Genomic DNA, 15,409 nt, shown 5'->3' on the forward strand with positions numbered 1-15,409 from the left:
AAGTTTAGTTGATTGTAATTTGAAATGGAATATTCATAACAGATTGTTTTTCTAGGGTTTCTTTTAAAAACATCTCTATTTTTTTCTTATTATCTACCTGCAAAGCATATTTTTCCTGTAAAACGACTTCTACGTTAATGGTTCTGAATACTCCCTGTTTTCTATTGCTGCTTATTCCTACTCCATCAGTAATTAAGACTTCTTTAGTAATGTTTCTTAAATGATAATGTACCGCTGATTTTATATCCTGTTTTGTAACTAAGCGCTCTTTTGACAAAAAACCATAACGAAGATTGATTAGTTTTTCGACTTTATTGTTTCTGTAAATTCCCCCAATAGAGCTTGTTTGAAAAACGGTAGAATCCTGTGCCAATTCAGATAGGGAAGTTTGCTTTAAAATAGTCCCTTTTTTCAAATTATTAGCCACCTGTCCGTTCGAAGTCCAATAAGAGTAATATAGAATTTTAGATTTCTCAGTTTCATGAATTAAAGCATACACTTCTTCTTCATTAACCTGACTGTAACTGCTATTGATTTTACTTTCGATCGAATTAAGTTCTTCGTTGATCCTGGTCATTGTAGCATCTATATAATCTGCATTTATATTAGAAAAAGAACTAATATCCTCGCGTAATGCCCTTGCTAATTTTTTAAGAAAAAATTTTGCATTTCGTGAATCATAGTTTTCTAATCCGCCATAAAAAACAGTAAATGTATTTGAGGTAAGCGAATTAGCTTGCTTTATACCATTTGTAAATTCAATATTTTTTTCGTTGAAAATTTTCATTACATCAAGAAAATGGGTGTTTTTCTCTGCTTTCATCGGGAAAAGACGCCCTTCAATCTGAGCATTATGTACTCTGTTGTTTAGCTTTCTATTGACAATTGGAAATGTGTTTATTTTTATTTGGATTTTATCAAATTCATCTTTGGTGAAAATTTCAGGAAATACAAATTCTAACCAAATCAATGGAGTATCTTTTTTACTGGATTTAAGCTCTTCTTTGTCTATTTCAAATTTGTCTAATATCGATTCGTATACCAGATTTTCTAAGTCGAGTTTTAATTTGTAAATAGAATTTTTATAGAATGATTTTATATTCTCGGAATAGTGTTTATTGTCCTGTACTTCATCAAAAGTTTCATTTTCAATTTCAATACTATTTCCTAAAGAATCTTTTACTGTTATAAATTGCAAAAATGCATCTAATGACGAATTCTCTGTTATAAATGTAAATTTCAACGAATTAAGTTTCTCCAGATTTTCTTTTGTAACATCTAATCCAACCCAAATACGATGATCTAAAACCTTATGCTGTACAGGTAAATGCTTCACGTTTTTTAAAGAATCTATCAAAAAGGAGTCATACATTTGAAAACTAATCTCCCCTTCTACGATACTTTCATTGGTAAAGGGCGTAAAGTAAATATCATAATCAACATTAGTCGCCATTCCTGATTTTACCACGAATTCAGTATCATTATTTAGCATTACAATACCTTTAGTCGCAATTGTACTTGCCAGAGTATGGGCAGGCATTGGCAAATTCCATTGACTTGGCACAATTTCCTGAGCAATTCTTTCAATAATTTTATTATCAGATTCTACCCCTTCCTGGTACAAATAATAAAGTTCATGAACAAAAACATCTAATAACATCATCACCAACGGATCTGCCATATCGATATCTTCAATTCCCCAAATTTCAAGGCATTTTTTTTGTATCCTATTCTTAATTTCGATAAACTTGGCGTCTTTCATATTTTATTTTATTGCGAAATTGGGCTTATATTCAACTTTGTGTGAAAATTAAAAGGAATTAAACTTTCAATAATGGAACCTTTTACGACTATATTCGCTTTTCTTCTAATACTTGATCCTAATTCTTTATCATTAATTTCATCTAAAGAGATAGAAACTTCGCTTAGAATTAATCTTTTTTCGAATGCATTAATTGAATCATATAATGATTTTCTGACCAAATCTTCCCAATCTCTTTTTTTGATATGTTGATTAAATTCTAAATCCCAAATAATCGTCCCATAGCTTGGTGTCTCTGGAATCTCCCCAAAAGAAGTTGTAATTATCATCATAATATTATACGCAATCGACTCGTCAATCTTACAAAAATTCTCCTGCGATCCTCTTAGCAAAGACTTAAAATTAACGGGGTATTTCAGATATTTCATCTTCAAGAAAATATTAAGTTGTTTTTTAACAAAAATAGGGTGTTATTGATTTTTTAACATACTGCAACAAAAATCCAAATAAAATACTTACAAATCAATATTATTTAGAACTTTTTTTTTATTAGTTTTACAAAATTAACTAAAAATCTTATAAAATTATGAGCATGTTCAATTATGGTATTGGTGGCAATGAAGTGAAGGTTGATGCCAATGAGTCAATTTTAGAAATTCCTTCAAACAGAACATTACTAATTCAAAAACTTACAAATGAGCAGCCGGTGGGACCCGAAGCTGTGTATGATTTGCAGACAGTAGAAGCGGTGTTCGAAAAGTACAAACCAAGTGTAGATTTTGAATTTACTACTGAAGAAGGTTCAGATTTGAATGAATCTATGGTATTTCAAAACTTAGGAGATTTTGGAGCAAAATCAATTAAAGAAAAGAGTCCTTTTTTGAATAAATTAAACACCGAAAAAGAACAAGCTTATAAAATTGTGCGTCAACTTTCCAGTAATAGAGGATTAATTAAAGCCATTCAGGACCCCGCTGTTAAAGAGGCTATAATCGAATTACTTGAAAACGCTAAGAATGAAATTAACAACAATAAACAATAAATATGGCAACTCAAACCAAAGAACAAAAAAGTCATGGTTCTTCAACCGAACAATTGCTACAGGAACAAGGTAGTAGCAAAATAAATTTATTAAATGAATATGGCGGTTTTGCCTTTTTAGAAAATGTAATCGACGGATTGTCAAACTTAAACCCTACAAGAAAAGCGAGAAAAAATATTTTTCTTAATGATGCACAATGGGAAAATGAGAGAACAACTCTAACCAATAGACTTGAGTTATGGCTGGATTTACTAAAAGGTAATGATTCTGTTGAATCAATGATTGAAGTGGCCAATACAAAAGCTACATCTGCAGATTCAACATTAAACAGAAATTTGAAATATGCTTTGAATGTTTCAAGAGAGTTAGAAACATCATACCGAAGCGTCGCTTTATTCTACAAAAATGCAGAAAGCGATAAAATTAAAAACGTAACTATCGTAAATGCAGATATATCTCAATTAAAAGATTTAGATAATACTTTGTTTATTGATTATGTTTCAAATGAATTAAAACAAAATTTTGACCGATTAGATTTGAGAAAAAACTACTCTATCCTTTCAGTACCTGGTTATTTAGGCTCTAATGCCGTTTTAGACAAATGGTCTAAAATAGCACACGAAAATAAAACAGTATTACTAACTGATTTTCAAGATCTTGAAACTCCGGATGATGTTATAGATATTTTCTTTAATGCAAATCATACAGGCGGTGATGTATTTAAATCGAATACAATCATGACTTGTAACTATTTACTAGGAAGAAGTAAGTATGATGAAGTTGGAGAAGAAGACAATTTATATGTACCGCCATCAACTTCTTTAGCCGGTAAAATATACAAAACATTAATGTCTCAGGTTGTTGCAGGTAAAAAATTTGGAGGCCTAAATGAAGTAGAAAGCGTTCGTTTTGATTTGAAAAAGAGCGAAATCTCAGAACTTGAAAAAATGGGTCTTGTTCCAATGGTAAATGAGTATAGTAAAATTATGGCTTTCTCTGCTAAAACTTTATTTAACGGAGATAACTTAGGTTTACAAACTTATTCAGTAGTAAGAGTATTTGACCACATTACAAAAGTACTTTTCGACTTTTTAAACAGAAGAGCTTTTGAAAACTGGACAACGAGAACAGAAGCTGATTTAAGAAGCCAAATCATTAAGTTTTTAGATGGAATCAAAGGTCCAACTAATCTTATTGAAAAATTCACTGTGATGAAAATTGAACAGGATAAAACTCAAAAAGACAGAATTTTATTAGATATCCATATCACGCCATATTTTCCAGCTAAAAGTTTCGTAATTCAATTAGATGGACATAAAGGAGATGGTCCTGAAGAAGCTGTTTGGCATAGTGATTATAAACAAGTATAGTTTAAAATTCCAGATCCTGGATTTTCTATTGCTAAAAATCGAACGTTTTGGACAAACTTTAATTATGGAAGATTAAATTATACAATTCCTTTTTTAAACATTTGAAAAAGAAATAATTAATTACAAAAAAAAACGCTAAGGTTATCTTAGCGTTTTTTTTCATTTTATATTTAATCCAGGACTAAACCTATCTGGCCGTCGTCATCTAATTCCGTTTCGACTGAATCATCTTCCTCTAATTCCGGTTTTTCAGGAACTTCTTCAACAGGTTCTTCATAAGGTAACGGATCCAGCAAATTAACTTGTTTCAGCTTATCTGTTGTAAGTTGGTTTCCTAATGCCTTAAAACCTTTTACAGCAATAAAATCTTCAACATCTATATGTAGGTCTTCTTTTTGAACTCCTTTAACTTTTGCAAAAATTAATTGCGCCACCGGACGATAATCGGTTGATACGATTTCTAATTGCGAATTTGGATGATCCGTAATAAAACTTTCTTCCTTGTCCGTTTCTACTAAAAAACGTTTTAGATAATAGCGTTCTTTTTCTCCATCATAATAAATGGCTGAAATTGGTTTTTTAGGATTAAATTTCTCCAAAACAATCATGTCTTCATCAAAATGAGTCGATAATTCAGGAATTATAACCTTCAGTTTACCACTTTGGCTAATTACAAGGATTTTATCACTTGGTTTAAATTCGCCTAACAATTCGCCTCTGGCATCTACATTTAAACGTTTTACGGTATCATCAAACCAAACTTTTCTTGGTAATAAAGTCGAAATTCCTTTCTCTTTTAACTCAATTTTCTTGATTGGATATTTAGTAACTAAATTCCCTTTTGATGCTCTTCCTTTAATGGCTAATTTGGCAAAATCAATATCGAATTTCAACTTTTTGATTGTACCAACCTGACGTAATAAAATAGTAATTACCTCAGCTTCACCATTTGGATTATGCGAAAAATAAACTACCTGCGAACCTGCCGTCTCATTCGTTAAATCATATGGTTTATCGCGTGTAACACCCGAAACATTGAAACGTTTTATATATGATGGGCCTGATTTTCCATCACGATACATCATATTATAAATTGTACGTTTATCGCTTTTATCAAAAATAGCCACGTGAATAATATCCTTACCCACAAATGTTTTGGCATCTACTTTTGTTACCAGCATTTTTCCGTCACGTAAAAACACAATTACATCATCGATATCAGAACAATCCGTAAGATATTCATCTTTTTTAAGACTTGTTCCTACGAACCCTTCTTCGCGGTTTACGTATAATTTTGTGTTACGTAAAACTACTTTTGTAGCCTCAACATTATCAAAAACACGAAGTTCTGTCTGGCGTTCGCGTCCTTTTCCGTATTTCTCTTTTAATCTGGTAAAGTAAGCAATTGCAAAATCGGTTAGATTTTCTAAATTATGCTCTACTTCTTTCATTTCATCTTCTAACTTCGCGATGAAATCATCGGCTTTATCAGAGTCAAAACGAGTAATACGTATCATTGGGATCTGAGTCAATCGCTGTAAATCATCGTCATTGATTTCTCTGACAAATGATTTTTTGAAAGGCTCAAATCTATCGTACAAATATTTGTAAAGTGATTCCCTATCTGAATATAATTTGAAATCAATGTACATTTCTTCACGAATGAAGATTTTCTCCAAAGTAGAAAAATGCCATTTATTCTTTAATTCTTCTAACTGGATTTCTAATTCCTGACGTAGTAAATCAACCGTTCTGTGAGTCGAAATTTTCAACATTTCAGAAACACCAATAAACAATGGTTTATTATCCTCGATCACACAGCCTAAAGGCGCTACAGAAGTTTCACAAGCTGTAAAAGCAAACAAAGCATCAATCGTTTTGTCTGGAGAAACGCCCGGGAAAAGATGAATTAAAATCTCTACATCTGCCGCCGTATTGTCTTCAATTTTCTTGATTTTGATTTTACCTTTATCATTGGCTTTCAAAATACTGTCAATCAAAGTTGTGGTATTGGTCGAAAACGGAATTTGCGTAATCACCAAAGTATTCTTGTCAAGTTGTGCAATTTTAGCACGTACACGAACACGTCCGCCACGAAGTCCGTCATTATAATTAGACACATCGGCAATACCTTGTGTCATGAAATCAGGATATAAGGTAAAGGCTTTTCCTTTTAGAATCTTGATCGAAGCATCAATTAACTCATTGAAGTTGTGAGGCAAAACTTTAGTCGAAAGACCAACCGCAATTCCCTCTGCTCCTTGTGCCAAAAGCAACGGAAACTTTACCGGAAGATTGTTTGGTTCTGCACGACGTCCATCGTAAGAAACTCCCCAATCGGTAATTTTTGGAGAATATAAAACCTCCAAAGCAAATTTAGATAAACGTGCTTCAATATAACGAGAAGCCGCAGCTCCATCGCCTGTTAATATATTTCCCCAGTTTCCCTGGCAGTCAATCAATAAATCTTTTTGCCCAATTTGTACCATAGCATCACCAATACTCGCATCTCCGTGTGGGTGATACTGCATCGTGTGACCTACAACATTGGCAACTTTATTATAACGACCATCGTCCAACTCTTTCAAAGAGTGCATAATACGACGCTGAACAGGTTTAAAACCATCTTCAATCGCCGGAACTGCACGTTCCAGAATTACATACGAAGCATAATCCAGAAACCAGTCTTTGTACATGCCCGTTACTTTAGTAATAACGTCCTCTCCTTCTTCTTCCTGATTTTCGTAAAAATGCTGTCCTTCAAAATTCTTAGCATTTACGCTTATAATTTCCTCAGAATCATCACCGTCCAGATTGTCATCAAGTTGGTTTTCTTCAGAATTATTCTCGTCTTCGTTTGGAATGATGTTATCGTCTTCTTCGTCTTTCATTATTTATATTCGAAAATTATAAATTGTTTATTTTGTTGTAACAACTTTTAAGTTTAATAAAACCCAAGTTCTTTATGCTTTTAATTCGAATTGTATGTATCGAGAATTGTATTTTTCAAAATAAAAGGTTTTAACTCTTCATAACTAAAAAAAATATTCATTGCTCCTGTTTCTAAACCAATCAACTCATTCGGCGTATAAGAAAAAATAATTCCTGTAGGCAAAATATAGAAATTATCGGTCATTACTATTTTATCCTCTAATATTTCATTCGCAAAATATGCTTTAATTTCATTTTCATATAAAGCGATAAAATTTTTATCTTTTGTATTTATTATGCTTGGTATAGCAATCTTAGTACCCGTTTTTACATCATAATTATCATATACAGTATGAACAAAACCATGAGCTCCTCCCATATAATTATATGAGAAATTAGAAACAACGAAAACATTGGAGTCTATAAAAACAGGTGATACAACGATCAAATTCTCAGAGCTATAATTCCCATCATCATTTTTTGATTTTGCAACCTTAAAACTATGCTTCCATTTTTTATAATTCTTAATGCTTTCAGAATCTGTATTTAAATATTTTAATTTTGTTTCGAGCATCTCAAAACCTGTATCATTTGAAAGAATTTCAGCAAAAAAATTATAATCTCTCGATGGTGTAAATTCTTTCGGTGCTTCTTCTTTTTTAAAAGCCTCTCTGGAATCAAATAGCGTATAGTCTATTTCATCAAAGCATTTGTACGCCGGAAATATTTTACTTGGATAAATTTTATAACTCTTTTTACCCAATGAAATTTCTATATACATTTGTTCTGTAGACAGCTTATACAATTTAAGCTTACAAGCTGTTTTATTATCATCAATACTATCAATGTTTGCCGTATAATAATCTTGTTTATTATCCTTAGTAAAATAACAGCTGAAAATATCTTCTGCGCCATCTATGTAAACGGTTGCTGTTTTTGAGTATCCTCCGTATTCAATTTCCAATTGGTTCGAAAGATGCAACTGTATCTTTTTATTATCATTTATCTTTCCTTCAAAAGAATATATAAAGGGACTTTCTAACTTTAAAGTATCCTGATCTATTACAACAGTGTTTTCATCTATCTTGTAAATTAAACTATCATTGTTTTTTTCAATTTTAATTTCACTTAAAGGTTTAGGTACAATAACTGATTTTTTCTCGTCATTTTTTGACTGACAGGAAATAATTACCACAATTAATAAACACAGAATATTTTTTCTCATAAATTTAAACTTCCTCTTCAACTGCATCTAATTCAACCTTCAGATTCTTGATAATAAACTCTTGTCTGTCCGGAGTATTTTTTCCCATATAGAAAGACAATAGTTGCTCAATCGAAGTGTTTTTATCCATCATAATTGGGTCAAGACGAATCGTTTCTCCAATAAAATTTTTGAACTCATCAGGAGAAATCTCTCCCAAACCTTTAAATCGGGTGATTTCCGGTTTTGGTTTCAGTTTTTCGATGGCATCTCTTCTTTCTTCGTCTGAATAGCAATAGATGGTTTCTTTTTTATTTCGAACTCTGAAAAGCGGTGTTTGCAAGATATACAAATGTCCTTCTTTGATTAATTCAGGGAAAAACTGCAAGAAAAATGTAATCAACAACAAACGAATGTGCATACCATCGACATCGGCATCGGTTGCGATTACGATATTGTTGTAACGCAATTTTTCCAGTCCGTCTTCGATATCTAAAGCGGCCTGCAATAAATTGAATTCTTCGTTTTCGTACACGATTTTCTTGGTCATTCCGTACGAGTTCAAAGGCTTACCACGCAAACTAAATACTGCCTGAGTATTTACGTCACGTGACTTGGTGATCGATCCGGAAGCCGAATCTCCCTCGGTAATAAAAAGCGTGCTTTCTAAATTTCTAGGATTTTTTGTATCAGGAAGATGCGCGCGGCAATCTCTTAATTTTTTATTATGAAGATTAGCTTTTTTGGCACGATCTGTCGCTAATTTTCTAATTCCTGATAATTCTTTACGCTCACGTTCAGCCTGCAATATTTTACGCAATAAAGCTTCTGCTGTTGGAGGATTTTTATGTAAATAATTGTCTAATTTGGTTTTAATAAAGTCGTTTACAAAAGTACGAACTGATACCGGCGGTGTTCCGTCATCAGAACCCATATCCATAGAACCTAATTTGGTTTTGGTCTGAGACTCAAAAACCGGTTCCATAACCTTAATACTAATCGCACTCACAATCGATTTACGAACATCAGATGCTTCGAAATTTTTATTGTAAAACTCACGAATGGTTTTTACAATTGCTTCTCTGTAAGCCGCTAAGTGCGTTCCTCCTTGTGTTGTATTCTGACCGTTGACAAACGAGTGATATTCTTCGCTGTATTGCGTTTTACTATGCGTTAAAGCGATCTCAATATCATGCTCTTTTAAGTGAATAATTGGATATTCAAGATCTTCCTCGCTGATTGTTTCTTCTAATAAATCACGAAGACCATTTTCTGAAAGGTATTTTTCGCCATTGAAAATAATAGTCAAACCATTGTTTAGATAACAATAGTTCTTTACCATTTTTATTACATATTCTAAACGGAATTTGTAGTTTTTGAAGATCGATTCATCCGGCGTAAAAGTTACTTTTGTCCCTTTTCGTTTTGTTGTATCAATTACATCTTCTTCAAGAATCAGATTTCCTGCTGAAAATTCGGCAGCTTTTTGTTTATCATCACGAACAGATTCTACACGAAAAGCACTCGAAAGTGCATTTACTGCTTTTGTTCCGACACCATTTAAACCTACCGATTTCTGGAAAGCCTTAGAATCGTACTTTCCTCCGGTATTCATTTTCGAAACTACATCGACTACTTTTCCTAACGGGATTCCTCGTCCGTAATCACGAACCGAAACCGTCTTATCCTTGATAGTCACCTCAATAGTTTTTCCCGACCCCATCACGAACTCATCGATACAGTTGTCTAAAACCTCTTTTAAAAGAATATAAATACCATCATCCGGCGAAGAACCATCTCCTAATTTCCCGATATACATTCCGGGACGCATACGAATATGTTCTTTCCAATCGAGTGATCGAATATTATCTTCGGTATATTGATTTTGCTCTAGCATAAAGTGAATTGGATTTTTGGCTAATGTACCATTTATAGCTAAAAAATAAAAGCGTATTTCCTTTTTGTTATGATTAATAACAGCTTTGAATTCTATTTAAATTGATTTTAAAATAATAGGACCGCTAAAAATATTAAAAATCAGCTTTTAAACAAAAAAAACACTATTTAATTCCCAGTACTTCTTTCGCCAAAGCAATCATTTGGGGCGTTCCCGTATTTTTATTTTTTTCGTCAGAAAGTTTTACAACACCTTGCCAATGTGTGTTATCAAGTTTAACTTCGGTTAATTTTATAACCATATTCATAGGTGGCAAGCCTACATCATTGGTAAAATTAGTACCAATACCAAATGACATTTTTATTTTGTCTTTGCAAAAATCAGTGATTGTTTTTACTTTATCATAATTTAAGGAATCCGAGAAAACAATAACTTTCGATTTTGGATCAATTCCCATTTTGGTATAATGCAAAATTACTTTTTGGGCAAACTCAACTGGATCACCGCTATCATGACGGACGCCATCAAAAAGCTTGGAGTATTTTTTATCAAATTGTTCAAAGAAAACGTTAGTCGTATAGGTATCAGTCAAAGCAATTCCCAAGTCACCGCCATACACCTGTGTCCAGTTTTCAAGACTGATTAAATTGGCCATTTTAAACCCAAATTGCGCGGCATGAAACATAAACCATTCGTGTGCATGCGTTCCTAAAGGTCTTTTATTATTAACCATTGCAAAATGCACATTACTGGTCCCAATAAAACTATTTGATCCAAAACTTTGCAATGTTTCATTTACCAAAAAATGAACATCATAAGAATGACGCCTTCTTGTACCAAATTCTAAAATCGAAACTCCTAATTTATTATAGTTATCAATCTTATCCCTGGTGACATTTTTTATTGCTTCATCGTTTAAACGAATCAAATGACTGGCCTTATAAAAAAGTTCTGAAATCAATGCCATCAAAGGAACTTCCCATAAAATGGTACGATACCAAAATCCTTCGATTACGACTTTTATTTCTGATCCTTCCTGCGTTATCTGCACTTCTGAAGGATCATAATTATAACCTTGCAAAAAATCTAAATAAGTAGGGTCAAGATAAGGACAATGGTGCGATAAATATTTTTTTTCATCTTTGGTCAATCGCAAATCGGCCATGGCATCTACTGATCGTCGAAGTAAATCAGCGAATCCGGGAGGAAAAATATGTTTTCCCCTATTTATAAAACCGTAACGTACTTTTGCCTTCGGAAAAAGTCTTATTACAGCATGTTGCATCGTAAATTTATAGAAATCATTATCTAAAATTGATTTCAGGAAAGTTGTCTCCATACTCATAGTTCCATTTTAATAGCTCAATCGACTATTATCATTAATCTCATCTCTTTATGGCTAAGATACGGCAATTCGATAAAAGAAGGAAATTCTTTAAACAAACATCCAAATTTGTTTATTTCGAAATTTTAAAGGAAACAATACTAAAGTTATCCAGATAAATAGTGAGATAATCTCCTATATTCTTATCATAAGGAATTTGAAATTCTAAACTGCCTCGTTTCTCTTTTGAATTCTGAATTTTGACAGCTTGATTATTTTTATTTAGATAAAAAACGAGATCAGATTTTGATACGTTTTTTATTTCAATAGTAATTTTATCGCCATATTTCGCTTCAATTATTCCGGATTCAGGAGATTTGATTTTATAATCGCCTTCTATAGTCTTATTGTAAATTAAAGGCCCGTTTAGAAATTCTTCTTTGTTTAATTTATTTCCTAAATAAGAACCGGAATCAGGAAAGTGTTTGGCAAAAAAATAATCCGGATCTGTATCAAAATAAATTGATGCAAAATCATTAACCATTCTTCCTTTACTGCTGTCATAATAGCCCTGACCCCACGTAACATCAATAAGTCTCCATTTTTTGTCAATCATAACAATATTCCAGGCATGATCTGAAGAAGTATTTTTTCGTCCAATATCTGCTAATCTCGTTTTTGAAGTCCCTCTGATTATTTCAGATTTTAAACCTGTTAATTCTGCCAAATGCTGATACAAAGCCGTAAAACCTTCACAAACTCCTTTTTGAGAATTAAAGGTTTTCTGAATCAATTTATCATTGATTTGTTTAATTTTTCTTTGTTTTTCTGCCTCTGTAGAATAGCTAAAACCTTGTACTCCTGGCGGATTTAAAAAAACTTTATAATCGTATTTTATATTAAAAGCAATCCAGCTGTAAATAGCGCGTGCCTTATCATGTTCTGAATTAAAATCTTTTTGAATCCTTTCTGCCAAATCTTCTGTAGTATTAAAATGTTTTGGATATTTTAATACTATTTTATCAACATCACTATACTTTTGGGAGTAAGAGGAATGCAGAAAAACAAAATTCAGGAAGAAAAATACAAGGGTAATCTTTTTTATTATCATGGATTAAAAAGTAGACTTTATGATATCTTTTAATTCTTTATCTAACTCTGCATTTGAGATTTTATTTTCATCCAAATCAAAATTAGCACTAAATGTTGGTAATGAAAAAGTAGCTTTTATTTGCGCGCCGTATCGTGGTAAAGCATTATTAGCAATTTCTAAAACTGATGCTCCACCTCTTGGCCCGGGCGAAGTTGCTAATAATAACATTGGTTTTTGTTGAAAAACTTCTTTGGTTATTCTGGAACTCCAATCAAAAATATTCTTGAAGGCAACCGAATAATTTCCATTATTTTCAGCCAGAGAAACTACAAGAATATCAGCACTCTTTATCTTTTCAAGAAATGCTTTTGCCATTTCGTGCTGCCCTGTTTTCTTTTCGAGATCAACACTAAATAAAGGCATTTCAAAATCGTTCAGATCTAAAATTTCAACTTCGGCATTTTCAAATAAACCCGCTGCATATGTTGCTAAATGTTTATTGATAGATTGTGTACTATTACTTCCTCCAAAGGCTATAATTTTCATAATTGTTCTTTTTTTGCTGGTTCTTTTTGTTTGGGATTGTCGATTTCATAAATCTCCTTCTGAATTTCGACTGAGTATTCATTTGGATAAATTTTTCCTCCGTATGATTTCGCATATACTTTGGTAAATTCTGCTCCAAAATACAGAATAATTGCTGAATAATATACCCAAACTAAAATAATTATTACAGAACCCGCAGCTCCATAAACTGAAGCAACTGTAGAACTGCCTAAATAAAAACCTATTGCAAATTTACCAATCATAAATAATACGGCCGTTACCGTTGAGCCTATAAAAGCATCTTTCCATCTTATCTTTCCGTCTGGTAATGTTCTAAAAATGATAGCAAAAAGAAGTGTAATACTGGCCAGTACAATTACAATATTCACGATATAAAATAAATAAACGGTACTTTCAGGAAAATATATTTTTAAACGCGCACTGACTAAATCTAATGTGGTACTTATAAAAAGACTGACCAGCATTAAAAAACCAACTGAAGCGATCATTGAAAATGACATCAAGCGATTTTGGATAAACTTCTTAACTCCTTTATCCGGTTTTGCTCTTAATCCCCATATAAAATTGATAGAACTTTGTATTTCAGCAAAAACTCCTGATGCTCCAATTAATAACATTGCGATTCCAAATACTGTAGCAAAAACATTATCTCCGGATAATTGCACATTTTTTATAGCTTCCTGAATTTGAACTGCTGCTCCATTACCAACCAATCCATTAATTTGCCCGTAAAGCTGACCTGTTACAGCATCTTCACCAAAGAAAAATCCACAGATCGTGATGATAATAATTAATAAAGGAGGAAGTGCAAATATGGTATAATAAGATAATGCTGCACTAAGTTTGATAGCATTGTCGTCATTGAATTCTAAAAAGGTATTCTTGAGCAGAAACCATGACTTGGAGAATATATTTTTTATTTTCACGATACTTCTGGTTTTTAGATATACTCTCAAATTTAACAAATAAATAAAAAATTAGAATTCTCGCATTTTCCAAGAATTTTACATTTTTACCATGTTGGTAAAAATTCATTTTTGATTTTATAAATGTAGTCCCAAAGGGACATATTGTGGGATTTATTTTTTTCTACCAATATTTAATCTCTACGGGATATTTTTTAAAATTGCGTATAGCAAAAAATTCCGTTAGGAATTAAATATTGGTAAAATAAAATATTGTCAAATATTATCCCTCATTTTTGTCCCGTAGAGAACTACGCAATTGCTACATAAAAAATATTTTATTCATAATGACAAAAAATTCCTTTGTCATAAACCGTCCATAAACTTGCTTTTTGATTGGCGGCTTTTAATGAGCAATTTGCCCATGTATTGCATGTATAGAACAAACTGTAACTTCCTTTAGCTTCATAAAAAGCATCTTTCCTTCCGTAGCTATAGCCTTCAATCCATTGTGGATGGCTTGCATCCAGAAAACTTTCTGAAATAAAGGCTACTAGCTTTTGATAGTTTTCTTTTGAAATTAAGATGCGTTTACAATCATCGCCTTCTTTAAGTTGTTTAAAAAATGTGGTGTGCATAGCAGATGAACTTACTCCAAAAGCTGCTTTTAAAGCGGTACTTGCTTTTAAGTCTGACCATTCCGGAGTATGCAGGTAAAAACCTTTATCGCCCCAGCCAAAAGCAATATATTGCATGGTACTGTCTTTTGATTTCGTCTGATTGAACTGAATCTCTTTTCGCCAGTCTTTGATTTCGTTTACAACAGGAACGACAATATCAGTATGAACGCCGTTTGATAGAATATAAATAGGAATTCCGTCTTTCTCTTCTACTTGTGCAACATCAGAATTGACGGTGATTTTAGAAATAAGATATACGGCAATAAGGTATAAAACAAGAAAAGTAATGATGCCGAGAATGGTCCAGCCCAGAAATTTGATTGTAGTTTTTAGCATTTTTATAGGTTTGTTTTTGGTTGTTAAATTGGTACTTTTTTGTACTAACCAATTTTTGAGCCAAAAAAATAATGCTACGCGGATTAAATGGATTCACTAACGTGAAAGTGTGGATTTACAGGGATTTTTTTATACTATTTTATTTCCCGCAGATTCTGCAGATTGAGCAGATTTATTTTTTTGTCATTGCGAGGAACGAAGCAATCACATTTGCTACATCAAACTCCACGTCTTAATTTAGCGATGTTGCTTCGTTCCTCGAAATAACAAATTTTATACAGCTTTTTTAAGCATAAAA

General features: G+C 32.4%; 12 protein-coding genes. 2 read left to right on the forward strand and 10 right to left on the reverse strand.

Translation table 11 applies throughout. The annotated features are described in order from the left end of the window. Nucleotides 1–4: 4 nt before the first annotated feature. Nucleotides 5–1,762: a hypothetical protein gene (locus tag RC62_RS20555; RefSeq protein WP_055098208.1), complete on the reverse strand. Its 1,758-nt coding sequence runs from the start codon at nt 1,760–1,762 to the stop codon at nt 5–7. An 8-nt stretch (nt 1,763–1,770) separates the two neighbouring features. After that, entirely contained in the window at nt 1,771–2,190 is a 420-nt protein-coding gene (locus RC62_RS20560; RefSeq protein ID WP_055098209.1) for a GPW/gp25 family protein, read from the reverse strand. A 158-nt stretch (nt 2,191–2,348) separates the two neighbouring features. Here RC62_RS20560 and RC62_RS20565 point away from each other — a divergent pair, with 158 nt between their 5' ends. Further along, nucleotides 2,349–2,804 (forward strand): hypothetical protein, encoded by a 456-nt coding sequence (locus tag RC62_RS20565; protein ID WP_055098210.1) that lies wholly within the window; start codon nt 2,349–2,351, stop codon nt 2,802–2,804. A 2-nt stretch (nt 2,805–2,806) separates the two neighbouring features. After that, nucleotides 2,807–4,174, forward strand: a complete 1,368-nt coding sequence (locus tag RC62_RS20570; RefSeq protein ID WP_055098211.1) for a DUF5458 family protein — start codon at nt 2,807–2,809, stop codon at nt 4,172–4,174. Nucleotides 4,175–4,344: 170 nt separating this feature from the next. Here the strand turns inward: RC62_RS20570 and RC62_RS20575 are convergent, their stop codons facing one another. The 8 genes from RC62_RS20575 to RC62_RS20610 form a co-directional block, all read right to left on the reverse strand. Continuing rightward, nucleotides 4,345–7,065: a DNA gyrase/topoisomerase IV subunit A gene (locus RC62_RS20575; protein ID WP_055098212.1), complete on the reverse strand. Its 2,721-nt coding sequence runs from the start codon at nt 7,063–7,065 to the stop codon at nt 4,345–4,347. A gap of 80 nt (nt 7,066–7,145) precedes the next feature. Beyond that, nucleotides 7,146–8,330, reverse strand: coding sequence for a hypothetical protein (locus RC62_RS20580; protein ID WP_055098213.1), 1,185 nt, complete (start codon nt 8,328–8,330; stop codon nt 7,146–7,148). Between the two features lie 4 nt (nt 8,331–8,334). Next, a complete protein-coding gene (locus tag RC62_RS20585) occupies nt 8,335–10,206 on the reverse strand; it encodes a DNA topoisomerase IV subunit B (protein ID WP_055098214.1) in 1,872 nt (623 codons plus the stop codon). Nucleotides 10,207–10,369: 163 nt separating this feature from the next. Next, nucleotides 10,370–11,545: a nicotinate phosphoribosyltransferase gene (pncB, locus tag RC62_RS20590; RefSeq protein WP_055098215.1), complete on the reverse strand. Its 1,176-nt coding sequence runs from the start codon at nt 11,543–11,545 to the stop codon at nt 10,370–10,372. Between the two features lie 118 nt (nt 11,546–11,663). Continuing rightward, nucleotides 11,664–12,641: a transglutaminase domain-containing protein gene (locus RC62_RS20595; protein WP_055098217.1), complete on the reverse strand. Its 978-nt coding sequence runs from the start codon at nt 12,639–12,641 to the stop codon at nt 11,664–11,666. Between the two features lie 3 nt (nt 12,642–12,644). Then, entirely contained in the window at nt 12,645–13,169 is a 525-nt protein-coding gene (locus RC62_RS20600; RefSeq protein WP_055098218.1) for an NADPH-dependent FMN reductase, read from the reverse strand. Next, entirely contained in the window at nt 13,166–14,116 is a 951-nt protein-coding gene (locus tag RC62_RS20605) for a YihY/virulence factor BrkB family protein (protein ID WP_055098219.1), read from the reverse strand. The genes RC62_RS20600 and RC62_RS20605 overlap by 4 nt, the downstream gene beginning before the upstream one ends. 317 nt (nt 14,117–14,433) lie before the next feature. Then, complete coding sequence (locus RC62_RS20610) at nt 14,434–15,111, reverse strand: TIGR02117 family protein (RefSeq protein ID WP_055098220.1); 678 nt, start codon at nt 15,109–15,111, stop codon at nt 14,434–14,436. Nucleotides 15,112–15,409 lie beyond the last annotated feature (298 nt).

The organism is Flavobacterium aquidurense (assembly GCF_001404985.1).
Taxonomy (GTDB): Bacteria; Bacteroidota; Bacteroidia; order Flavobacteriales; family Flavobacteriaceae; genus Flavobacterium; species Flavobacterium aquidurense_B.